This window comes from Shinella sp. (assembly GCF_049651085.1).
GTDB lineage: Bacteria > Pseudomonadota > Alphaproteobacteria > Rhizobiales > Rhizobiaceae > Shinella.
Window position 1 is genome coordinate 517,465 of the sequence record NZ_JBASBL010000027.1, and the last position, 22,750, is coordinate 540,214.

General features: G+C 65.7%; 21 protein-coding genes. 11 read left to right on the plus strand and 10 right to left on the minus strand.

Annotated elements, in window-relative coordinates; translation table 11 throughout:
- Positions 1 to 53 precede the first annotated feature (53 nt).
- Positions 54 to 965: a LysR substrate-binding domain-containing protein gene (locus WA950_RS19750; RefSeq protein WP_424553426.1), complete on the minus strand. Its 912-nt coding sequence runs from the start codon at positions 963 to 965 to the stop codon at positions 54 to 56.
- 134 nt (positions 966 to 1,099) lie between these two features.
- On the opposite strand from WA950_RS19750, the gene WA950_RS19755 reads away from it, so the two are divergent.
- Entirely contained in the window at positions 1,100 to 2,410 is a 1,311-nt protein-coding gene (locus WA950_RS19755) for an NAD(P)/FAD-dependent oxidoreductase (protein WP_424553427.1), read from the plus strand.
- A gap of 65 nt (positions 2,411 to 2,475) precedes the next feature.
- Here the strand turns inward: WA950_RS19755 and WA950_RS19760 are convergent, their stop codons facing one another.
- Positions 2,476 to 2,880, minus strand: coding sequence for a transposase (locus WA950_RS19760; protein ID WP_424553428.1), 405 nt, complete (start codon positions 2,878 to 2,880; stop codon positions 2,476 to 2,478).
- Between the two features lie 99 nt (positions 2,881 to 2,979).
- Positions 2,980 to 3,987, minus strand: coding sequence for an AraC family transcriptional regulator (locus tag WA950_RS19765; protein WP_424553429.1), 1,008 nt, complete (start codon positions 3,985 to 3,987; stop codon positions 2,980 to 2,982).
- Between the two features lie 197 nt (positions 3,988 to 4,184).
- On the opposite strand from WA950_RS19765, the gene WA950_RS19770 reads away from it, so the two are divergent.
- From WA950_RS19770 to mmsB, 9 genes are all read left to right on the plus strand, one after another.
- Entirely contained in the window at positions 4,185 to 4,952 is a 768-nt protein-coding gene (locus tag WA950_RS19770; protein WP_424553430.1) for a 3-hydroxyacyl-CoA dehydrogenase, read from the plus strand.
- Between the two features lie 26 nt (positions 4,953 to 4,978).
- The gene (locus WA950_RS19775) at positions 4,979 to 6,166 is read left to right on the plus strand and encodes an acetyl-CoA C-acyltransferase (RefSeq protein ID WP_424553431.1); all 1,188 of its coding nucleotides are present in this window, start codon (positions 4,979 to 4,981) and stop codon (positions 6,164 to 6,166) included.
- Positions 6,167 to 6,191: 25 nt separating this feature from the next.
- A complete protein-coding gene (locus WA950_RS19780; RefSeq protein ID WP_424553432.1) occupies positions 6,192 to 7,319 on the plus strand; it encodes an acyl-CoA dehydrogenase family protein in 1,128 nt (375 codons plus the stop codon).
- 76 nt (positions 7,320 to 7,395) lie between these two features.
- Positions 7,396 to 8,628: a 3-methyl-2-oxobutanoate dehydrogenase (2-methylpropanoyl-transferring) subunit alpha gene (locus WA950_RS19785; RefSeq protein WP_424553433.1), complete on the plus strand. Its 1,233-nt coding sequence runs from the start codon at positions 7,396 to 7,398 to the stop codon at positions 8,626 to 8,628.
- A gap of 1 nt (position 8,629) precedes the next feature.
- Positions 8,630 to 9,643, plus strand: a complete 1,014-nt coding sequence (locus tag WA950_RS19790) for an alpha-ketoacid dehydrogenase subunit beta (RefSeq protein WP_424553434.1) — start codon at positions 8,630 to 8,632, stop codon at positions 9,641 to 9,643.
- 2 nt (positions 9,644 to 9,645) lie between these two features.
- Positions 9,646 to 10,935, plus strand: coding sequence for a dihydrolipoamide acetyltransferase family protein (locus tag WA950_RS19795; protein WP_424553435.1), 1,290 nt, complete (start codon positions 9,646 to 9,648; stop codon positions 10,933 to 10,935).
- Between the two features lie 4 nt (positions 10,936 to 10,939).
- Entirely contained in the window at positions 10,940 to 12,328 is a 1,389-nt protein-coding gene (gene lpdA, locus WA950_RS19800; protein ID WP_424553436.1) for a dihydrolipoyl dehydrogenase, read from the plus strand.
- A complete protein-coding gene (locus WA950_RS19805; RefSeq protein WP_424553437.1) occupies positions 12,312 to 13,406 on the plus strand; it encodes an enoyl-CoA hydratase/isomerase family protein in 1,095 nt (364 codons plus the stop codon). Before lpdA ends, WA950_RS19805 begins: the two co-directional genes overlap by 17 nt.
- On the plus strand, positions 13,403 to 14,299 hold the full coding sequence (mmsB, locus tag WA950_RS19810) for a 3-hydroxyisobutyrate dehydrogenase (protein WP_424553438.1): 897 nt from the start codon (positions 13,403 to 13,405) through the stop codon (positions 14,297 to 14,299). The genes WA950_RS19805 and mmsB overlap by 4 nt, the downstream gene beginning before the upstream one ends.
- 86 nt (positions 14,300 to 14,385) lie before the next feature.
- On the opposite strand, the gene WA950_RS19815 is transcribed toward mmsB, so the two are convergent.
- Positions 14,386 to 15,057, minus strand: a complete 672-nt coding sequence (locus WA950_RS19815; protein WP_424553439.1) for a hypothetical protein — start codon at positions 15,055 to 15,057, stop codon at positions 14,386 to 14,388.
- 116 nt (positions 15,058 to 15,173) lie between these two features.
- Entirely contained in the window at positions 15,174 to 15,995 is an 822-nt protein-coding gene (locus WA950_RS19820; RefSeq protein WP_424553440.1) for a helix-turn-helix domain-containing protein, read from the minus strand.
- Between the two features lie 63 nt (positions 15,996 to 16,058).
- Between WA950_RS19820 and WA950_RS19825 the strand changes: the two genes are divergently transcribed.
- Positions 16,059 to 17,018 (plus strand): DMT family transporter, encoded by a 960-nt coding sequence (locus WA950_RS19825; RefSeq protein ID WP_424553441.1) that lies wholly within the window; start codon positions 16,059 to 16,061, stop codon positions 17,016 to 17,018.
- Positions 17,019 to 17,030: 12 nt separating this feature from the next.
- On the opposite strand, the gene WA950_RS19830 is transcribed toward WA950_RS19825, so the two are convergent.
- The 5 genes from WA950_RS19830 to WA950_RS19850 form a co-directional block, all read right to left on the minus strand.
- On the minus strand, positions 17,031 to 17,879 hold the full coding sequence (locus WA950_RS19830; RefSeq protein ID WP_424553442.1) for an aminoglycoside phosphotransferase family protein: 849 nt from the start codon (positions 17,877 to 17,879) through the stop codon (positions 17,031 to 17,033).
- Between the two features lie 160 nt (positions 17,880 to 18,039).
- Entirely contained in the window at positions 18,040 to 19,242 is a 1,203-nt protein-coding gene (locus WA950_RS19835; RefSeq protein WP_424553443.1) for a M20 metallopeptidase family protein, read from the minus strand.
- On the minus strand, positions 19,229 to 20,407 hold the full coding sequence (locus tag WA950_RS19840; protein WP_424553444.1) for a M24 family metallopeptidase: 1,179 nt from the start codon (positions 20,405 to 20,407) through the stop codon (positions 19,229 to 19,231). The genes WA950_RS19835 and WA950_RS19840 overlap by 14 nt, the downstream gene beginning before the upstream one ends.
- Before the next feature lie 29 nt (positions 20,408 to 20,436).
- Positions 20,437 to 21,198, minus strand: coding sequence for an ectoine utilization protein EutA (gene eutA, locus WA950_RS19845; RefSeq protein ID WP_424553445.1), 762 nt, complete (start codon positions 21,196 to 21,198; stop codon positions 20,437 to 20,439).
- Between the two features lie 80 nt (positions 21,199 to 21,278).
- The gene (locus WA950_RS19850; protein ID WP_424553446.1) at positions 21,279 to 22,661 is read right to left on the minus strand and encodes a PLP-dependent aminotransferase family protein; all 1,383 of its coding nucleotides are present in this window, start codon (positions 22,659 to 22,661) and stop codon (positions 21,279 to 21,281) included.
- Positions 22,662 to 22,750 lie beyond the last annotated feature (89 nt).

Sequence of the window (22,750 nt, forward strand, 5' to 3'; positions counted from 1 at the left end):
CGAAGAGGCAGGGCGCCGGGTCGATTCCCGCCACGGTCCGCTTGGTCGTGGCGTCACGTTCCTTGTGGCTTTCTGACTGCTTGCCGGGCCTGCTTCACAAGCCAGTCCCGGAAGACGGCGACCCCGGCTTTTTGGGACTTCCGCTCCGGATATACAAGGAAATATGCGTCGCCGGACGCAATCGGATCGCCAAAGGGCGTGTGTAGCACCCCGCTTGCGATCTCCCGCTCAACGTAGAAGGACGGCGTCACGGCGATGCCGAGGCCATTGACGGCGGCATTGATCGTCATGTCGTAATAAGCAAGGCGCGTCCCTTGGATACGACCGCTATACGGGATGCCGCAAAGGCGCAGCCAGTTCAGCCACAGGCTCGGCTGGCTCGCATTCTGAAGCAGGGGATAATCGGCAAACCGGATCGGCTCCACCCGACTTCCGGGCGCGATCAGCTGCGGCGAGGCGACAACGACCAGTTCCTCCTTGAACAGTTCGAAGGAGCGCGCATGGAGCCATGAACCGGCACCCCGGAGGATGGCCACGTCGAGGCGCGTCGTTTCGAAGTCGATGTCGCCGACGACATCCTGTATCTCAAGGGGAATGGAGGGGTGCCGGCCTATGAAGGAGCCCAGTTGCCCCGGCAACCAGCGCGAGGCGAGCGTCGGGTGCGTGCCGATGAACAGCGACGTTTCGGTCGAACGCCCGCGTACCGCATCCATCGAGATTTCCTGAAGCCTGTCGAGTATCACCGCAAGGTCCCGATAATAGGCCGCGCCGAGTTCCGTCAGCACGAGGCGGGGGCCCGAACGTTGGAAGAGCGTAACGCCCAGGAATTCCTCCAGCTTCCTGATCTGCCGGCTGACGCCGCTTTGCGTGATGCCCAGCTCCTGCGCCGCCCGGGTGAAGCTCAGATAGCGCGCCGCCGCCTCGAAAGCGTGCAATGCGGACAGGGAGGGCAGGAAACGGCGCATTGCGGGGACCTGTTGGTGAGTCTGTGCATCATGAATAAAAGTCATGATAGACGAACTTTTCAAGGTTTTTGTTAAAGCTTCTTCCGCTGCATGATGACCTTAATGCGGGGTCCGCTCGCACTGGGGAGAAAGAAATGGCCTTGCAGGATGGCTTCGCAAATGACGGCCGAAGGGACCGCCTTCATGTCGTGGTCGTCGGCGCGGGCATTGTCGGTGCGAGCTGTGCGCTGGAGCTGATTCGCGACGGCCACGCCGTCACGATCGTCGAGCCGGGCCAGCCGGGGGGCGAGCAGGCGGCCAGCTATGGCCATGGCTGCTGGATCAGCCCGGCCTCGGTGGTGCCGATGTCCATGCCGGGCCTGTGGCGCCGGGTGCCGGGCTACCTGCTCAATCCGCAAGGGCCGCTCACCATCCGCTGGCGCTATCTTCCAAGGCTGGCGCCGTGGCTTGCGCGCTTCCTGCTGGCCGGCGCGAGCGTGGCGAAAGTGGAGAGGACGGCGATGGCGCTGGCGCGTTTGCTGCGCGACAGTCCGCAGCGTCACCGCACGCTTGCCGACGAGATCGGGCGACCTGACCTGATCCGCCGCGAGGGGCTGCTCTACGCCTATCCCGACAGGAAAGCGCTCGAAGCGGATGCACTGGGATGGCGCCTTCGCCGCATGACCGGGCTGCACTGGAAGGAGCTCGACGAGGCTGCGCTTCGCGAGCGGGAAGCCAATCTCGCCACACGCTATCGGCTCGGCCTGCTGGTCGAGGATGGGGCCCATTGCGTCGATCCGTCCGCCTATGTGGCACAGCTTGCGGCAACGGCGGTGGCGCGTGGCGCGCGCCTCGTGCGCAGCTCCTGCCGCCGGCTCGTCCTTGCGGGAGACCGGCTTTCCGGCGTCGAAACCGGCGATGGTGAAACGATTGCCTGCGACCGTGTCGTCATCGCGGCCGGGATATGGTCGAAGACGCTCGCACGGCAGGCGGGCGACCGGATCCCGCTTGAATCGGAGCGAGGATACCACGGCGAAATCGAGGGGCACTCGGACGGCCCGAGCTTTCCCGTCATGCCGAGCGACGGGCGCATGGCCAATACTCCAACGGCGCAAGGCCTGCGTCTGGCGGGACAGGTGGAGCTGGCCGGTGTCGATGCGCCGCCCGACTGGGACCGTGTCGAAATCCTCCTGCGCCATGCGCGCGACACCTATCCGGCGCTAAAAAAGCGGGAAGACTTGAAGGTTCGCCGCTGGTTGGGGAACCGTCCCTCGACGCCCGACGGGCTGCCGGTGATCGGCCCTTCCCGCCGCTCGCCGGAGGTTCTTTATGCGTTCGGCCACGGCCATGTCGGTTTCGCCAGCGGCCCCGTGACCGGCCGCATGATCGCCGATCTGGTCTCGGGCGGCGGTGAAAGCGGCGCGCTCGATGCCTTTTCCGCAAGGCGTTTCAGGTGGTGGGGATGAATCGCTCGTTCAGCGCGCATCAGGGGATGCGCTGAAGGTCCATGTGTGGATCGGCGTCCGGACGGTCAGTCCAACGCGAGCTTTTTGCGGAGCGCGGCATTTTCCGAGCGCAGCTTGTCTGCCAGCAGGCCGCGAAGGCGCAAGTTCTCGGCTTCGAGTTCCGCCAGGCTATCGCCTTGCGCCGGGCGCGTGACGGTTTTTGCCTTGGTTGGGGCTTTCGCCTTGGAAGGGGAGGCGGGCCGCTTCCACTGGTAGTAGGTCTGATCGGAAATGCCGGCTTCTTCGGCTGCGGCCTTCAAGGTCGAGCCTTCGCGCAGGCGGCGCTCGATTTGAGCGAGCTTTTCCGCTTTCTCGCTTTCCGAGTGCCGGCGTGACTTCGCTCTTGCCAGAGCAGGGGCAGCACTTCGTGCGGCTACCACTGTTTCCTTGCTCGCAACCGGGTTTGCTTTGTCTGCCATAGTGGGCTCCATCTGACCAATGCATTAGTCATTTGTGTTGCAACGAGAGTCAAGTGGAGCCTGTAACACCCGCAGATGTCCACGTCGCCCTTTACGTTTCTCTTCAGTATTTCACCGGTTTTGTACCGTCGTGTCGCGGCGAAAGGCAGCCGGGCTTCTTGCAGTCCATTTCCGGAACGCGCGGTGGAAGGCGCTTGGTTCGGAGAAGCCGAGGCGTGTGGCGATCTCGCCGACCCCGAGCGCCGTCGTCTGCAGCATCTCGATGGCAAGGTCGCGCCGGATTTCATCGCGGATGGCGGCGTAGTTCTGGCCCTCGGCCTGTAGGCGATGCCTGAGGGTCGAGGGCGACATGCGCATCTGCGCGGCCAGATCGTCGAACGCGCTCCACGCTGCGGGCGGCACCTGCCGCAACCGCTTGCGAACGCCGGCGGCAAGACCCGCATCGTAGCGGTAGCGCACGAGGATATTGGCGGGCGCGTTGCGCAGGAACTGCTTCAGCGCCTGCTCGCTGCGCGCGATCGGCAGCTTCAGCAGGGAAGCATCGAAGGCGAGGCGGCTCACCGGCTGCGAAAAGCGCACAGGCGCGCCAAAGAAGAGCCGGTAATCCGCGCCATGATCCGGCTCGGCGCAGCAAAAATCGACCATCCGAAGGGGAATGCGCCGGCCGATGAGCCAGCATGCGATGCCGTGCAGCAGGATCCAGTAGGTCCGGTAGGCAAAGGCGGAGCGCGCACCGGTCAGGTCCGCCAGCACGATCTGCGCCAAGCCGTCCGTGACTTCGAGACGCCCTTCCGGGTCTTCCAGCATCAGGTTCAGGAACCGCAGCGCGCGCCGCAGCGCTTGGTCGAGCGTCCTGGCGTGCAGGATGCAGTGACAGAGAAGTGTGAAGCTGCCGCGTCGCATCGGCCTGCCGCCCATGCCGAAGAACTCGTCGTCCATCTCCGCCGCGATCGCCAGCCAGAGAGCGCCGTAGCTTTCGGCCGAAATGGGGGCGTCGATCCGGGCGGGCAGGCCGAGCGCCGCCAGCATCGGCTCGGGCGTTTTCCCGCGGCGTCTCAGGCAGTCGAGCGCCTCTTCCACGAAGAAGGGCGATATCATCCGCCGTCCGGTTTCCGTCATCGTCATGTCCTGCGGGATGTGGTAAAACTGGCCGATAGGTCGAGACGCTTCGGTCATCGCATGCAATATCGCGCCGTCATAGACTAAAGCAAGACGGACGGGGCAATCGCCTCTGCCGACGGAATGTGGCTCTGGGAGGACTGCATGACGCTTCGAGCCGGCCATGGGCAAATCGGATGCGCTGGAGGAGAACAGCCATGCTGATCGGCGGAAAGACCTTTGTCGTGACCGGTGGCGGTTCTGGCCTCGGTGCCGCCGTGGCGCGGATGCTGGCGGGCGAGGGCGCGAATGTCGTGATCGCCGATGTCAACGCCGATGCCGGCGCCGGCATTGCCGGTGCTCTTGGTGCCGGCACAGCCTTCATCCAAACCGATGTGACGCAGGAAAAGGACGGGCAGGCCGCCATAGACATGGCGCTGGAGCGCTTCGGCAACCTGCACGGGCTGGTCAATTGCGCAGGCGTTGCGCCCGGCGAGAAGGTGCTCGGCCGCGACGGCCCGCACCGTCTCGACAGCTTTGCCCGCACGATCGGCATCAATCTCGTCGGCACCTTCAACATGACCCGGCTTGCCGCAGCGGCCATCGCCCGGCAGGAGCCGGAGGCAGACGGAGAGCGGGGCATCGTCGTGAACACGGCGTCGGTCGCGGCCTTCGACGGCCAGATCGGCCAGGCGGCCTATGCGGCCTCCAAGGGCGGCGTGGCCGCCATGACGCTGCCGATAGCCCGCGAGCTTGCCCGTTCCGGCATTCGGGTGGTCACCATCGCGCCGGGGATTTTCGAGACGCCGATGATGGCCGGCATGCCGCAGGAGGTGCAGGATTCACTCGGGCGGAGCGTGCCCTTTCCGTCGCGCCTCGGCAAGCCGGCGGAATTTGCCGCGTTGGTGCGCCATATCTGTGAGAACGTCATGCTGAATGGTGAAGTCATCCGCCTCGACGGCGCGTTGCGCATGGCGCCGCGCTGAGTAGGCTCCATCCGGGAGATTTCGATATGCTGCTGCAGGACCCCATCGTCATCGTTGGTTCGGCCCGTACCCCGATGGGCGGCTTCCAGGGTGACCTGAAGGATGCCACCGCGCCTGAACTCGGCGCCAGCGCGATCCGTGCGGCGCTCGAGCGCGGCGGCGTCAATCCGGAAATTGTCGAGGAGACGGTGTTCGGCTGCGTGCTGCCGGCCGGTCAGGGCCAGGCGCCCGCCCGGCAGGCAGCGATCGGCGCGGGCCTGCCGTTTGCCGCCGGGGCGACCACCGTCAACAAGATGTGCGGCTCGGGCATGAAGGCCGTCATGCTGGCGCATGACCTCATCGCTGCCGGCAGCGCTTCGATTGCCGTGGCCGGCGGCATGGAGAGCATGACCAACGCACCTTACTTGCTCGACCGCGCCCGCAGCGGCTACCGGCTCGGGCATGGCCGCGTCATCGATCACATGTTCCTGGACGGGCTTGAAGACGCCTATGACAAGGGGCGGTTGATGGGCACCTTCGCCGAGGACTGCGCCGAGGCCTACCAGTTCACCCGTCCCGCACAGGACGACTATGCCGTCACCTCGCTGACCCGCGCCCGCAAGGCGATCGAGACGGGCGCATTCGACGCCGAGATCGTTCCCGTCACCGTGAAGGCGGGACGGTCCGAGACGGTGGTCAGCCGCGACGAACAGCCCGGCAAGGCGAGGCTGGAGAAGATCCCGACGCTGAAGCCGGCCTTCCGCGAAGGCGGCACGGTGACTGCGGCGAACGCCTCCTCGATATCCGACGGCGCGGCCGCGCTGGTGCTGATGCGGCGCTCGACGGCCGAGCGCGAGGGCATTGCGCCGCTTGCCACCATCGTCGGCCACGCCACCCATTCGCAGGCCCCCAATCTCTTCGCGACCGCCCCGATCGGCGCGCTGCACAAGCTTGGCGAGCGCACCGGCTGGAGCCTGAAGGATGTCGACCTGTTCGAGATCAACGAGGCCTTCGCCGTCGTCGCCATGGCGGCGATGCGCGACCTCGACCTGCCGCATGACAAGGTGAACATCCATGGCGGGGCCTGCGCGCTCGGCCATCCGATCGGCGCATCGGGTGCCCGCGTGCTGGTCACCCTGCTTTCAGCGCTCCAGCGCTACGGTTTGAAGCGCGGCATGGCGACACTCTGCATCGGCGGCGGCGAGGCGACTGCCATGGCCATCGAATTGCATTGAACGGTTTGCGGGAGGAGGCCGGCCGATGATCCTGACGGAACAGCAGATCCAGATCCGCGACATGGCGCGCGATTTCGCCCGCGAGCGGCTGGCGCCGGGCGCGGCCGAGCGCGACGAGAAGAGCCGTTTTCCCCGCGAGGAGCTGAAGGAGATGGGCGAACTCGGCTTCCTCGGCATGCTCGTGCCGGAGGCCTTTGGCGGGTCTGACACAGGCACGATCGCCTATGCCGTGGCGCTGGAGGAGATCGCCGCCGGCGACGGCCCCTGCTCGACCATCATGAGCGTGCACAGCTCCGTCGGTTGCGTGCCGATCCTGAAATATGGCAGCGAGGAACAGAAGCAGCGCTTCCTGCCCAGTCTTGCCAGCGGCGAGTGGATCGGCGGCTTCGCGCTCACCGAGCCGCAGGCCGGCTCGGATGCTTCCAACCTGAAGACCCGCGCCCGGCGCGACGGCGATCACTATGTCATCGACGGTGCCAAGCAGTTCATCACTTCGGGCAAGAACGGCAATGTCATCATCGTCTTCGCCGTCACAGATCCCGATGCGGGCAAGAAGGGCATTTCTGCCTTCATCGTGCCGACCGACACGCCCGGCTACGAGGTCGTGCGCGTCGAGCACAAGCTCGGCCTGCACGCCTCCGACACATGCCAGATCGCCTTCAGCGGCATGCGCATTCCTGCCGGTCAGCGGCTCGGCGGGGAAGGAGACGGCTACAGGATCGCCCTGTCGAACCTCGAAGGCGGGCGCATCGGCATTGCCGCGCAATCCGTCGGCATGGCGCGGGCGGCCTTCGAGGCGGCGCGCGACTATGCCCGCGAACGCACGGCCTTCGGCACGCCGATCATCGATCACCAGGCCGTGGCCTTCCGGCTTGCCGACATGGCGACGCAGATCGAGGTGGCCCGCCAGATGGTGCTGCATGCGGCCCAGCTGAAGGAGGAGGGGCAACCCTGCCTCACCGAAGCGTCGATGGCCAAGCTGTTCGCTTCAGAAATGGCCGAAAAAGTCTGTTCCGATGCGATCCAGATCCATGGCGGCTACGGATACATGGCGGACTACCCGGTCGAGCGCATCTACCGCGACGTCCGCATCTGCCAGATCTACGAGGGAACGAGCGACGTCCAGCGCATCGTCATCGCGCGCAATCTGTAACGTTTGGCTGTAGTGTTTGGGCCGTGCCACCGCGGGGAGAGCGGGCGGGGCGGTCGACAGGGAGGAATGACAGGACATGAACGAGGTTCCGCATCTGAGCCTGCACGTCCCCGAGCCGGCAGTCCGGCCCGGCGGCCAGCCGGATTTTTCCACCGTCAAGATCGCCAAGGCCGGGGCGGTGCCGCGCCCGGAGGTGGATGTGGCGCCGGAGGACATCCGCGACCTTGCCTATTCCATCATCCGCGTGCTCAACCGTGATGGCGAGGCGGTCGGCCCATGGGCCGGGCTGCTGTCCGACGAGGAACTACTGACGGGCCTGCGCAACATGATGAAGCTGCGTGCCTTCGATACCCGCATGCTGATGGCGCAGCGGCAGGGCAAGACTTCCTTCTACATGCAGCATCTTGGCGAGGAGGCGGTCAGCTCCGCCTTCCGCAAGGCGCTGAACAAGGGCGACATGAATTTCCCGACCTACCGGCAGGCGGGGCTTTTGATCGCCGACGACTACCCGATGGTCGAGATGATGAACCAGATCTACTCGAACGAGGCCGATCCGCTGCGTGGTCGGCAATTGCCGATCATGTATTCGTCGAAGGCGCACGGCTTCTTCACCATCTCCGGCAACCTTGCCACGCAATATGTTCAGGCCGTCGGCTGGGCCATGGCGTCGGCCATCAAGAACGACACGAAGATTGCGGCCGCGTGGATCGGCGACGGCTCGACCGCCGAATCCGACTTCCATTCCGCCCTCGTCTTCGCCTCGACCTACAAGGCGCCGGTCATCCTCAACATCGTCAACAACCAGTGGGCCATCTCGACCTTCCAGGGTATCGCCCGTGGCGGCTCCGGCACCTTTGCCGCGCGCGGCCTGGGTTTCGGTATCCCGGCACTGCGCGTCGACGGAAACGACTATCTGGCGGTCTATGCCGTCGCGAAGTGGGCAGCCGAGCGCGCGCGGCGCAATCTTGGCCCGACGCTGATCGAATATGTCACCTACCGGGTCGGGGCTCACTCCACCTCGGACGATCCGAGCGCCTACCGCCCGAAAACCGAATCGGAAGCCTGGCCGCTCGGCGATCCGGTCTTGCGGCTGAAGAAGCACCTGATCGTGCGCGGCGTCTGGTCGGAGGAGCGCCACGTCCAGGCCGAGGCCGAAATCCTCGATGAGGTGATCCAGGCGCAGAAGCAGGCCGAAAGCCACGGCACGCTGCATGCGGGCGGCAAGCCATCGGTGCGTGATATTTTCGAGGGCGTCTATGCGGAAATGCCCGCCCATATCCGCCGTCAGCGGCAGAAGGCAGGGTTTTGACATGGCAAGAATGACGATGATCGAGGCCGTGCGCAGTGCCATGGACGTGTCGATGGGGCGCGATGACGATGTCGTCGTGTTCGGCGAGGACGTCGGCTATTTCGGCGGCGTCTTCCGCGCGACGCAGGGGCTCCAGGCCAAGTATGGCAAGACGCGCTGCTTCGACGCGCCGATCAATGAATCGGGCATTCTCGGCACGGCGATCGGCATGGCGGCCTATGGCCTGAAGCCCTGCGTCGAGATCCAGTTCGCCGACTACATGTATCCGGCCTATGATCAGATCACCCAGGAGGCGGCGCGTATTCGCTATCGCTCCAACGGCGATTTCACCTGCCCGATCGTCGTGCGCATGCCGACCGGCGGCGGTATCTTCGGCGGCCAGACGCATAGCCAGAGCCCGGAGGCACTGTTCACCCATGTCTGCGGACTGAAGGTGGTCGTGCCCTCCACCCCCTACGATGCCAAGGGCCTGCTGATCGCGGCGATCGAGGACCCGGACCCGGTGATGTTCCTCGAACCCAAGCGCCTCTACAACGGTCCGTTCGATGGCCACCACGAGAAGCCGGTGACGCCCTGGTCGAAGCACGAACTCGGCGAGGTGCCGGAGGGGCACTACACGATCCCCATCGGCAAGGCTGAAATCCGCCGGCCCGGCAGCGCCGTCACCGTCGTCGCCTATGGCACGATGGTGCATGTGGCGCTGGCGGCGGCGGAAGAGACGGGCATCGATGCCGAGGTGATCGACCTTCGCAGTCTCCTGCCGCTCGACCTCGACACGATCGTCCAATCGGTCAAGAAGACCGGCCGCTGCGTTGTCGTGCACGAGGCGACGCTCACCTCCGGCTTTGGCGGCGAGATCGCCTCGCTGGTTCAGGAACACTGCTTCTACAGCCTGGAGGCGCCGATCGTGCGCGTGACGGGTTGGGATACGCCTTATCCGCATGCACAGGAATGGGACTATTTCCCAGGCCCCGCCCGCGTCGGGCGGGCGCTCAAAGAAGTGATGGAGGGCTGAAGATGAGCGAGTTCGTCATCAAGATGCCCGATGTGGGCGAAGGGGTAGCCGAGGCCGAACTGGTCGAATGGCACGTCAAGCCGGGCGATCCGGTGCGCGAGGACATGGTGCTCGCCGCCGTGATGACCGACAAGGCGACGGTGGAAATTCCTTCCCCGGTGGACGGCATCGTGCTGTGGCTCGGTGCGGAAGTCGGCGACATCGTCGCCGTCAAGGCGCCGCTGCTGCGTATCGCGGTCGCTAGCGACGGCGAGGTGGAGGATGCTGCCGAAGTGGCCTTGCCGGTCGTTGAGGCGCCGCCTGCGAAGGCCGAACCATCGGCCGGCACGCCGGTTGCCTCGCCTGTCATGCCGGCAACCGAAGCAAAGGCAGCTGCCCCGGAAAAGCCGGTCGCCCGCCCGGCCAACCACGAGCCGGCGGAGCGGCCGCTGGCCTCGCCTGCCGTACGGCTTCGGGCCCAGGAGACCGGTGTCGATCTTCGTCAGGTGCCGGCGACGGGACCTGCCGGCCGCATCACCCATGACGATCTCGACCAGTTCGTCGCGCGTGGCGCGCAGCCTGCCGCCGCACCGGCCGGCCTTTCCCGCAAGACCGCGACCGAGGAAATCAAGATCACGGGCCTGCGCCGCCGCATCGCGGAGAAGATGCGGCTCGCCAGCGCAAGCATTCCCCACATCACCTATGTCGAGGAGGTCGACGTCACCGACCTCGAGGACCTGCGCGTGACGATGAATGCCGGCCGCAAGCCCGACCAGCCGAAGCTGACCATCCTGCCATTCCTGATGCGGGCGCTGGTCAGGACGCTGGGCGAACAGCCGGGCATCAACGCCACCTTCGACGACGATGCCGGTATCGTCACCCGCCACGGTGCGGTCCATATCGGCATCGCCACGCAGACGCCCTCCGGTTTGATGGTGCCGGTGGTGCGCCATGCGGAGGCCCGCTCGATCTGGGACAGCGCCGCCGAGCTTACGCGTCTTTCCGAAGCCGCCCGCAATGGCACGGCAGCGCGCGAGGAGCTTTCCGGCTCCACCATCACCATCACCTCGCTCGGCGCGCTCGGCGGCATTGTCACGACGCCGATCATCAACCACCCGGAAGTGGCGATCGTCGGCGTCAACAAGATGATGATGCGGCCCATCTGGGACGGTACCCAGTTCATCCCGCGCAAGATCATGAACCTGTCGTCGAGCTTCGACCACCGGATCGTCGACGGCTGGGATGCGGCAGTCTTCGTCCAGCGCGTCAAGGCGCTCATCGAAACCCCCGCCCTGATCTTCATCGAAGGCTGATGACATGAAAGAGATCGTCTGCAAGCTTCTCGTCATCGGCGCCGGCCCCGGCGGCTATGTCTGCGCCATCCGGGCAGGCCAGCTCGGCGTCGATACGGTAATCGTCGAATCCACAAAGGCGGGTGGCACCTGCCTCAATGTCGGCTGCATCCCGTCCAAGGCGCTGATCCATGCGGCGGAGGAGTTCGACAAGGTCCGTCACATGGCGAGCCCCAATGTGCTCGGCATCACGGTCGAGGCGCCGAAGCTCGATCTTGCCCAGACCATCCGCTGGAAGGACGGCATCGTCGGCCGCCTGAACAGCGGCGTGCTCGGCCTCCTGCGCAAGGCCAAGGTCAAGATCGTGCATGGGCAGGCGAGGTTTCGCGACGGCAAGACCGTCGAGGTGGAGACCGAGACCGGAGCCCAGATCATCCGCGCCGAAACGGTGGTGATCGCCACCGGCTCCGAGCCGGTCGAGCTGCCGTCGCTGCCCTTCGGCGGCGCAGTGCTCTCGTCCACCGGCGCGCTGTCGCTGCCAGCCGTTCCCAAGTCGCTCGCCGTCGTCGGCGGCGGCTATATCGGTCTCGAACTCGGCACTGCCTTCGCCAAGTTGGGCGCCGAGGTCACGGTGATCGAGGCGATGGCACAGATCCTGCCGCAATATGACGCCGAACTCGTTCGGCCTGTCGCCAAACGCCTAAACGATCTCGGCGTGCGCGTGCTGACCGGCGCTAAGGCGAAGAGCTATTCCGGGGAGGCGCTGGTGGTCGAGACCGCCTCCGGCAAGGAGGAGCGGATTGCCGCGGACAAGGTGCTCGTCACGGTCGGGCGCAAGCCGCGCACGGAGGGATGGGGGCTGGAAGAACTCGATCTCGATCGCGCCGGCCGTTTCATCCGCATCGACGAGCGCTGCCGTACCTCCATGCGCGGCGTCTACGCCATCGGTGACGTGACCGGCGAGCCGATGCTGGCACACCGCGCCATGGCGCAGGGCGAAATGGTGGCGGAGATCGTCGCCGGCCGCAAGCGTGTCTGGGACAAGCGCGCCATCCCGGCCGTCTGCTTCACCGATCCTGAGATCGTCACTGCGGGCCTATCGCCTGACGAAGCCCGCGCCCAGGGCTATGAAATCCGCACCGGCCTCTTCCCCTTCAATGCCAATGGCCGGGCCATGACGACCCAGTCGGAAGACGGTTTCGTGCGCGCCGTGGCGCGTGCGGATACGAACCTGATTCTTGGCCTGCAGGCGGTCGGTGCCGGTGTATCGGAACTCTCCAGCACCTTCTCGCTGGCGCTCGAAATGGGCGCGCGGCTGGAGGACATCGCCGGCACCATCCACGCCCACCCGACCCGCAGCGAAGGCTTGCAGGAAGCCGCAGCGAAAGCACTTGGCCATGCCATCCATATCTGACCCGGAAGCGCAAACCCTGATCGGCCGCGAGGGCGCGCTCGGGCGGATCCGCCTCAACCGGCCGAAGGCGCTCAACAGCCTGACCCTGAGGATGGTTCGCGACATCGAGAGGGCGCTGGACGTCTACGAAGCCGATCCGGAGGTCGCTGCGGTACTCGTCACCGGCGAGGGCGAGCGCGGGTTGTGCGCCGGCGGCGATATCCGCATGATCTATGATGGCGGCAAGGCGGGCTCTAGGGAACCCGTCGATTTCTGGCGCGAGGAATACCGCATGAATGCGCGCCTCCGCCGGCTCAAAAAGCCCTATGTCGCCTTCATGGACGGCATCGTCATGGGCGGCGGCGTCGGCGTTTCGGTCTATGGCAGCCACCGCATCGTGACCGAACGGACGCGGCTCGCCATGCCCGAGACCGGCATCGGCTTCTTCCCGGATGTCGGGGCCTCGTGGTTCCTCACGCGCCAGCCGGATGAACTCGGCACCTATGCCGCGCTAACGGGCGAACAGCTTGCAGCCGGCGACGCGATCGCCCTCGGCCTTGCCGACAGCTACGTCCCGTCGGAACACTTGCCGGCGCTGGCAGAGACGCTGTCCCGCCTGCCGGCCACCGCCTCGCGGGCCGATGTCTCGGCGGTTGTTGCCGCGTTTGCGAAGACGCCGCCGACGGCGCAGGTGGCCGGGCAGCAGTCGTCGATCGACCGCCTTTTCGCCTTCGACACGGTGGAGGAAATCTTCGAGGCGCTGGCCCGCGACGGATCGGACTTCGCCGAAAGGACGCGCGGCGTCCTGCGCGCGAAATCGCCGCTCAGCCTGAAGGTGACCTTGCGCCTGCTGCGCCTCGGACGGAGGGAAAGCTCGCTTGAGGCGTGTCTTGAGCGTGAGTTCGCCGCCACCGCCGCCGTGCTTCGCAGCCATGATTTCTACGAAGGCGTGCGGGCCGCGGTGGTCGACAAGGACCGCAATCCGCAATGGCGACCGGCGCTGCTGGGCGATGTTGCCGAACGGGACGTCGCCGCCTTCTTCGAGCCTTCGGCAGCGCCGCTTTTTGCAGCGGAAAAAGCGAAAGGAGAACGCATATGAGCGCCATCGCATTCATCGGTCTCGGCCATATGGGCGGCCCGATGGCCGCAAATCTCGTGAAGGCCGGCCATGCCGTGCGCGGCTTCGACCTGTCGCCCGCCTCGCTCGAACTTGCCCGTGCAGGCGGCGTGACGACCGTGGCGTCGGTTGGCGAGGCCGTTTCGGGAGCCGGTCTCGTGATTACCATGCTGCCGGCCGGGGCGCATGTGCTTGCGGTCTGGCAGGAGCTGGTCGCCATCGTGCCGCCGGGCACGCTTCTCATGGATTGCTCCACCATCGACATGGGCAGCGCCCGCAAGGCCCATGCGCTGGCAGCGGCGCATGGCTGCCCGGCGCTCGATGCCCCGGTCTCCGGCGGTACCGGCGGTGCGTCGGCAGGCACGCTCACCTTCATGGTGGGGGGCGATGCGGCGGTCTTTGCCGAGGCAAAACAGGTTTTGGAGGCGATGGGCAGGAGGATCATCCACTGCGGCGACGCCTCCGCCGGTCAGGCCGCGAAGATTTGCAACAACATGATCCTCGGCATCAGCATGATTGCCGTGGGCGAGGCCTTCGTGCTCGGCGAACGGCTCGGCCTGTCGCATCAGGCGCTGTTCGACGTCGCCTCCGTCTCCTCGGGCCAGTGCTGGTCGTTGACCACCTATTGCCCGGTGCCGGGACCGGTGCCGACCTCGCCGGCAAACTATGGCTATGAACCGGGTTTCGCAGCGGCGCTGATGCTGAAGGATCTCAATCTTTCGCAGGCGGCGGCGGAAGATACGGGCTCGATGACGCCGCTCGGCGCCAAGGCCGCGCTGCTCTACCAGCTCTTCGCGGACGAGGGCGGCGGCGAGAAGGATTTCTCCGGCATCATCAACATGTTGCGGGAAAAGTCTGCATCGGACACCGAATAGGCGTCTGGCATCGCTTCGGCGTCGGATAATGCGGCGAAAACAAAACCCTGGAGCAATTTTATGATCCGGTTTCTACCGGAATTTCCCTAACGTCTGGTCGCCAGCCACACGATATGGCGGGCGCCGTTCTTGCTGTTGGCGCGCACAGGCACTTCGTCGGCGGCAAAGCCGACGTCGCGCAGCCGGCGGGTAAAGGCGCTGTCGGGCGCGGACGACCAGACGGCGAGCACGCCGTTTGGCCGCAGCGCCTGCATGGCGGCACGAAGACCGTTGTGGCTATAGAGATTGTCGTTCGAGACGCGCGTCAGCCCGTCGGGGCCGTTGTCGACGTCGAGCAGGATGGCGTCATAGGCGGCTTTCTTCGAGCGGATGAGCGCGCCGACATCGCCGACATGGATAGCGACCCGTGGATCGTCGAGCGTGCCCTTGTGGATTTCCGCCAGAGGTCCGCGCGCCCAGTCGACGACTGCCGGCACGAGCTCCGCGACAACGACACGGGCGTCCTGCGGCAATGCGCCGAGAGCGGCCCGCAGGGTAAACCCCATGCCAAGGCCGCCAACGAGCATGCTCGGGGATTTCCGGCCCGCGATCCGCTCGCAGCTCAGCGTTGCCAGCGCCTCTTCCGAGCCGCTCAACCGGCTGTTCATCAGCTCCGTCGAGCCGAGCATGATGGAAAACTCGCTGCCGCGCTGTTTCAGGCGTAGCTCGCCGCCGTCACCGGGAATTGTTGCGCGATCTAACTGGATCCAGGGAAGCATGGGGGCCTCTCATTCGTTGTTTGAGGGCCTCGTAACATGGCGGCTGCATCGAGGACATCCCAATATCGGTGGAATGCGCTCGTCACCGCGGAGCGAAAGGCCCGATATGTCCGGTGCTATCGGGCCGACGCCCGGTAGTCGTCCGGCGTCATGCCCGTCATGCGCTTGAACATGGCGATGAAAGACGATGCATTGCTGTAGCCGAGGGCGACGGAAACGCGCTCGACGGTGTCGTTCGCCTCCAGCATCGGCATCGCCTTGACGACGCGCAACCGCTGCTTCCATTCGGCAAAGGGCATGCCGAGATCGCGAAGGCACCGGCGGATCAGGGTTCGTTCCGCGGTTCCTGCGAGCCTTGCCTGTTCGGCCAGCGAGCGATTGTCGGCAGGGTTCTTCTGGAGGCGGGCGAGCACCTGTTCGAGTACCGGATCGGTGGACCAGGGCAGGTAGGTGCCGACCTTTGGCGCCGACGCCACGAGGTCGATGATCACCTGCAGGAAACGAAGGTGCGCGGCCGCACCATGATCCTCGTCGCCCTGTTCGCGCAGGTGCTCGAGCATCGCCCGCAGCAGCGGGCTGACTTCGATCGCCGTCGTTTCCCCCGGCAGATTGGCGCATAGCGCCGGCGCGACATAGAGCGAGCAATGGACGGCGGCGTGGCGGTTGAGACCCCGATGCTCGACATGCGGCGGCAGCCACACGGCATATTGCGGCGGGGCGAGGTAGTGGGCATCGTTGAGGCTGACCTCCATCATGCCGCTGTAGGAATAGACGAACTCGCCCCACTGATGGCTGTGCCGCGGATAGGTCGCGTTCTCGGGCATCTGCGCGGAGCGGAAGTAGAGTGGATAGGGAAGCGCATCGCGGAACGGCACGTCGCGAAAGTGTGCGCTGCGGCCCGGCTTGCTGTCTGTCAGGGTTTCGATACCGATTGTCATGAAATCATTATATCCGCCATTCCTGCCAAATGCTATTGCAGCGGCACAATCGGAGCGACGATCTTGGACAGCCGCAAATCCATCGACATCACAGCCGTCGGCCTCATGGTCGGCATCTGCCTTATCTGGGCCTTCCAGCCGATCGGCCTGAAATCCACGACCGTCTTTGCAGCGCCCGTCCTCCAGATCGGCCTGCGGTCCGGCATCGCGGCCGTCTGTGTCTTCGCACTCGTCCGGCTGAGCGGCCAGTCGATGGAGCTCTACGGAAGGACGGCCGGGCTTGGCGCGCTGGCGGGCCTGTTGTTCGCCGCCGAGTTCTTCGCGGTCGGTGAGGCGCTGAAGCACACCTCGGCCTCCCACGTCGTCGTCTTCCTCTATACCGCTCCGATCTTCGCGGCCCTCTGCCTGCACTGGAAGCTGCCGTCCGAGCGCCTTGCCGCGGTCCAGTGGGGCGGCATCGGCGTGGCCGCGGTGGGTATCGCCTTCGCCTTTCTCGCACCGCAGGGCGGCGGCGGTGAAACGGCCGGCAATCTCGGTGCCATGCTGTGGGGCGACGGGCTGGCGCTTCTGGCAGGGGCGGGCTGGGGCCTGACGACGGTCCTGATCCGCACGACGCGACTGAGTTCCATCCCCGCAACCCATGTCCTGTTCTACCAGCTGGCGATCGCCTTCGTCATCCTGACGGGCGCTGCCGTGCTCGCCGGCGAGACGACCTTCGTTCCCGCGCCGCCGCTGCTGCTCAATATCGCCTTCCAGGCGCTCATCGTCTCCTTCCTGAGCTTCCTGACGTGGTTCTGGCTGCTCACGAAGTACCGCGCATCACAGCTCGGTGTCTTTTCGTTCATGACGCCGGTATTCGGGGTCCTGCTCGGCGTCCTCCTGCTCGGCGAACCGCTGACGCCGGAATTCGCCATCGGCACGGCGGGCGTGCTGCTGGGCATCCTGATCGTCAGCGCCTATCCCTGGGCCGAACGGCTTCTGACCGCCGCACGGGGCGGCGTTGCGCAGAGAGAACCGTCCTGACCGCCGGAGGCCTCAGAGGCTGGCGTCGTCAAGCAGGCGCGTGAGCGTACTGCGGCCGAGCGCGGCCATGGCGGGATTGCTGATACGGTAGTACCAGACCAGCCCCATAGCCTGCTGAAACGCCCAGGCAGCGCCGCGCTTCCATTCGATCTCGCCGCATGCGAGCCGCGCGCGGATAATGCCGCGCCGATCTGCGTCGAAGAGATGCCACGCCGCGACGAGGTCGAGCGCCGGATCAGCCGGCCCGAAACCGCCGGTGTCGAGCACACCCGCAAGGCGTCCGTCCCGCACCAGCAGGTTCGCAGGGATGAGGTCGCCGTGGGTCATGCAGTCCGGACAGGCGGCAGGCAGCCTGCTCAGCCGGCTCCAGACATCGCGAAGACGGGGCACGTCGAGCAGGCCTTCGCTCTTGTCGAAGCAGATCGCCATCCAGGTGTCGTGGTCGGGAAGATGGCCGCCGCGTCCCTGGCCGGCAAAGCCGCGGCCCTGCGTGTCCACATGGCGCAGACGCATGATCAGCCCCGCAATGTCATTCGCGAAGGCGGATGAAGCGGCAAGGTTGTCCGGTGTGGCGACGCTGCCCTCGATCCAGCTCTGCAGCGACCAGGGCAGCGGGAAGTGCGGCCCCGGCGCCCCGATGCCGAGTGGTGCCGGTGCAGCAACGGGCGAATGCCCTGCGAATTCCGCCATGGCGCGCGCCTCGTGACGCAGGGTCGTTTTGCATTCGTTCGGCTCGGCGGCGCGCAGGGGAAACCGCGCCGCAGCATGCCGCCCGACCCGGAAGATGGCATTGGTCGTGCCCGTGCCCGCAAGGGGAACGACCGGCTCATCACGATACTGCGGAAACTGTTCCCGGAGCATCGAACGCGCGATGTCGGCGTCTATGTGTATCTGGTCATCATGCATCTTGGCGCGAACATTTCATCACCCGCCTGCAGAAGCAATGCCGGCCCCAAAAGGCGTCGGTGCAACTCCGTCAAACGCCGCAGATTGCTGATGCAGCGAGATCCATTCTGCGTCGTCAAACCGCTCCCTGGTCGGCGAGGTACCTCCTTGCGGCGGCGGCGAGCACCTGCGCTCCTATGGGAAGGGCTGTTTCGTCGACGTGGAATTTCGGGTGGTGCAGCGGATAGATCGCGTCGATCGCCTCGTTCCGGATGCCGAGGCGGAAATAGACCGACGGGCACCGTTCGCTGTAGAAGGCGAAATCGTCCGCCGCGGTCCAGCCGGGCGCATTGAGAACATGGTCCCGTCCGACGACTTCGGCCCCCGCATGCCTGACGATATCGACCATTTCGGGGGCGTTGACGACCGGCGGCTCGCCGCGCTGGAGGTTCACCTCGACGCTGGCGTCATGGGCCGCTGCGATTCCTTCGAGAACCTGCCGCAGCCGGCGCCAGGCCTTCTGCCGTGTTTCCTCGTGGCCGCTGCGGATCGTGCCTTTCAGCCGGACTTCCGGCGCGATGACATTGTACGCGCCGCCGCCCTCGATGCCGGTAATGGAAACGACCAGCGGATCGTAGGGATCGATTTCCCGCGACACGATCTTTTGCAGCTCCGTTACCATCGAGCAGGCGACCGCGATCGCGTCCACCCCGTCCGAGGGCTTTGCCGCATGCGCGGAGTTGCCCGTCACGACGACGTCGAAGATATCACAGGCCAGCGTATAGGGCCCGGCACCGACGGCGATCCGGCCGGCCGGTGTGTAGGGATCGACATGAATGCCGATCGCGGCATCCACGTCGTCGAGCAGGCCTTCCGCGACGACGCGGCGGCCGCCGAGCGGCTCGGCTTCCTCGGCGGGCTGAAAGATGAGCCGGACCGTGCCGCTGAAGAACTGCTTCTGCCGGTCCAGCAGGACGGCGGCGGCATAGCCCATTGCGGCATGGGCGTCGTGGCCGCATGCATGCATCACGCCCGGCCGCTGCGACGTGAACTCTACGCCGGATGCTTCCCTGATCGGCAGCGCGTCGATGTCGGCGCGGATAACGACCTTGCGGTTGGAAGGGCTGGCCGTCCCGACAATGTCGACTGCAAGACCGAAGCCGGCGACGGGGCGGACATTCTCGAACCCCGCCTCCTCAAGCACCTGCTTCAGGTAGGCCTGCGTCTCGCGTTCCTCGTTCGACAATTCCGGATTGCGGTGAAGATGACGCCGGATGTCTATCATCCGGCGTTCCAGCGACGGCTCCATCGCCGTGACCTGGTGCTCAGGCCTTGACATGGATTTCCCGCGGGAAGTTGGTGAGCGTTTCGCAGCCGCGCTCGGTCACGAGGAAGGTTTCGCTGACCTCGATGCCCCAGCCGTCCATCCACATGCCGAGGATGGAATGCAGCACGTTGCCCGGCTTGAGGATGCTCTTGTCACCGGGGCGCAGGCTGATCGTGTGCTCGCCCCAATCCGGCGGATAGGCAACGCCGATGGAGTAGCCGATGCGCGATTCCTTCTTGAGGCCGTGGCGCTCGATGACCTGGCGCCAGCTGGCCTCGACCTCCTCCGCCGTCACACCCGCCTTGACGGTCGCAAGAACCGCCTCCATGCCCTCGAGAACCGCCTTGCTCGTGTCGCTTACCTTGGTGGGCATCTTGCCGAGCTGGAGTGTTCTGGCAAGGCCCGCCGTGTAGCGGCGGACCACGCCGGCAAGTTCAAGCGCGACCGTCTCGTTTTCGCCAAACCGGCGGTCGCTCCACATGACATGGGGTGCGGATGCGTTCTCGCCGGCGAGAATTGTCGGGGGCAGGGCGGTGATGTCGCCGGCAAAATCTGGCGAGCCGGCGATCTGCGCGGCCTGGATCCTTGCAATGGCGTCGCATTCGCGCACGCCAGGCGCAATGACGTCATAGGCCGCAGTCACGGCCGCTTCGGCAAGGCGCGAAGCCTTGCGCAGATAGTCGATCTCGGCTTCGGACTTGACGCTGCGGATCCAGTTGACCAGCAGGTCCGCGTCGTGGACGGTCGCATTGGGCAGGCCGGCAATGAGGCGGGCATGCGCCTTCGGCGAGTAATAATAGGCCTCCAGCTCGATGCCGATATTGCCGCGACCCCAGCCCTTGCGGGTGATCCAGGCGGCAATCCAGTCCATAGGGTGACGGTCGGCGCGCTGCACGTGGTCTTCCGGAAAGCCGACGACGTTTTCAGGCTTCATCCATGCCGTCAGCAGGCCGCCGGCAGCATCCATCGCACGGCCGATCCAGACGGGCTCCTCGTCGGTGATGGGCACGAGCACGACCTGCGGCGTGTAGAAGGACCAGCCGTCATAGCCGGTGATATAGTGCTGGTTCGCAACGTCGTTGACGATCAGCAGGTCGAGGTTTCGGCGCGCCATTTCCGCACGGATGGCCTGAAGTCGGGCCTTGTATTCGGAAAGTGCGAAGGGAAGTTCGATCATGAAGAACGCATCCTGTTCGATGGGCTGGTTTATGGGGTGTCGGCTAGGGTGAGCAGGCGGCAGGCGGCGGCCGGATCCGGGGCGACGGCGCATTGCCGGAGGCTTGCCCAGGCGGCCGCAAGATTGCTGGTGACGACCGGCAGGCCGGTGCGCCGTTCGATTTCGGGCGCACATTGCGCCGCCCGCAGCGCGGTGCAGGCGATGAAAAGCGCTTCCGCGCCCGGCGTGATCGTTGCGACCGCCAGTCGGACGATCTCCTCATGCGGCAGGCGCGCCATCTCGCGGTCGTCCTCCATGCCAAGACAGGCGAGGCGATCGATCTGGAAGCCCCGCTCGGAGAAAAAGGCGTGCATCGGCTCCGCCGTCTGCCTGACATAGGGCGTCAGGATGTTGATGCGTCCGGCTCGAAGGGCGCGCAGGGCCCGGACCGTCGCACCGGCAGGCGTAATCACCGGCGTTCCCGGCTTGCCGGCCCGCACGGCTGCGGCAACCGCCTCTTCGCCGATGACCACCGACGCCGAAGTGCAGCCATAGACGATGGCGTCGAGGTCTTCGCCCGGCAGGATGAGTGCTGCCGCCTCTGTCAGGAGCGGATGCATGGCCCGCAGGTTTTCCGGCGTGGTCGGATTGGCGTAGTGAACGCGCGCAACATGGACGGCGATGTCGTCGCTTGCCACCAGCCGGCGGAAATCGGCCTCCACCGTGTGGTCGGTGGCAAGCGCAATCAGTCCGATGCGCCGTGAAGCGGGGCGATCATCCAGTGTCCACCGTGGCTGAAATTCGTCGATCATGCGCGCTCCGAAGGCTTCTGCCGTATTGAGCCGCGCCGTTGAAAGCATGTCAATCTGGTAAAAAGATACGTGTCAATTTGCTAGAGCGAAAGCACGTTGCGGTCCGGGGCGGCGCGCAGAAGCGACGCGAGAATATCGAGGCCCGCGCGCAGCTCGTCTTCCTCGGTCGCCCCGACAGATACCCGGACGGCGCCGACCGGCGCGCCGGAAAGGCAGAACGGCGTGCTGGGAGCGACCGCAACCCCGTGCGCCCGTGCCTGCGAGACGAAGGCCACCTCGTCATGATCGGGCGATAAAGGCAGCCAGACGTGAAGTCCCTCGAGGTGGGTGCGAAAGGACAGGCCGTCGAGGGATGCCGTGACGATCCGGTTTCGCGCGCGCAGCCTGTCGCGTTGCCAGTTGACCAGCATGTCCATGGTACCGTCGCCGAGCCAGAGCGTCGCCAGCTCAGCCATGATCGGCGTCGCCATCCAGTTGGTCATCAACTGGCGATTGGCGATAGTGGCGGCAAGCTGGTCCGGCGCGGCCACATAGCCTATCCGCAATCCGGGCATTGCGACTTTGCTGAAGCCCGTCACGTAGATGGTCCGCTCCGGGGCAAGGGCCGCGATAGGTGACAGGCGGTTGGAGAGCAGGGGGCCGAAGACATCGACCTCGACGATCGCCAGATCATGCTTGCGGGCGACGTCGACGATGGCGCGCCGGCGGCTCCCCGGCATCAACACTGCCGTCGGGTTGGCGAGGTTGGGCTGGAGCGTGACGGCCCGTATCTGTTCCCGGATGCACGCTTCTTCAAGGGCTTGGGGCAGCATGCCGTCAGCGTCGGCCGGTATCGCGCGGACCCTTGTGCCGAGATAGTCCGCAAGCGGGCGTATCACGTGGTAGCAGACTTCCTCGGCGGCAAGGATCGCACCCGGCCCGGCCGCGGACATGAGCGCGACCGTAAAGGCGGAGGACGAGCCGTTTGTCAGCAGCACATTCTGCGTCGGGACCTGCACTCCGAGGGCCGCAAGCCAGGAGGCGGCCGCCTCGGTGTGGCGCGGAAAGATGGTATTGGCGCGAAACGACAGCACGGCGGCGGCAGGCAGGGTGTCCGCGAGCCGATGCAGGGCGGCCTTGGTGCGGTCGAGCTGCATGGCGGAGCAGACGGGCATGACGATGGAGAGGTCGATCATGTTCGCCAGCCGCTCGGCCAGATAGGGCGGCTGGAGGGACGGGCCGCTCGGCTTGACATATGTGCCGCGTCCAACCTCGCCGGACACCAGGCCGCGCCGCGCCAGAATGTCATAGGCCTTGCTGACGGTCTGGATCGAGACCTTCAGGTCATAGGCCAGTTCCCGGTGCGGCGGCAGCTTCTCGTCCGCTGCAAGGCGGCCGCTCTTGATCGCGGCCGAAAACTGGTCTGCGAGCGAAATGTAGACGGGTCGCCGTAGCAGGCCCGCATCGGGTTGCCATTTTGCCATGTATTCATTTGGTCGAAATGCATGACAATTTCAATCGCAATCGTGCGTCCCGGGCACGCGCGTGCACTGCTTCTCTTTGCGCCGGCGCA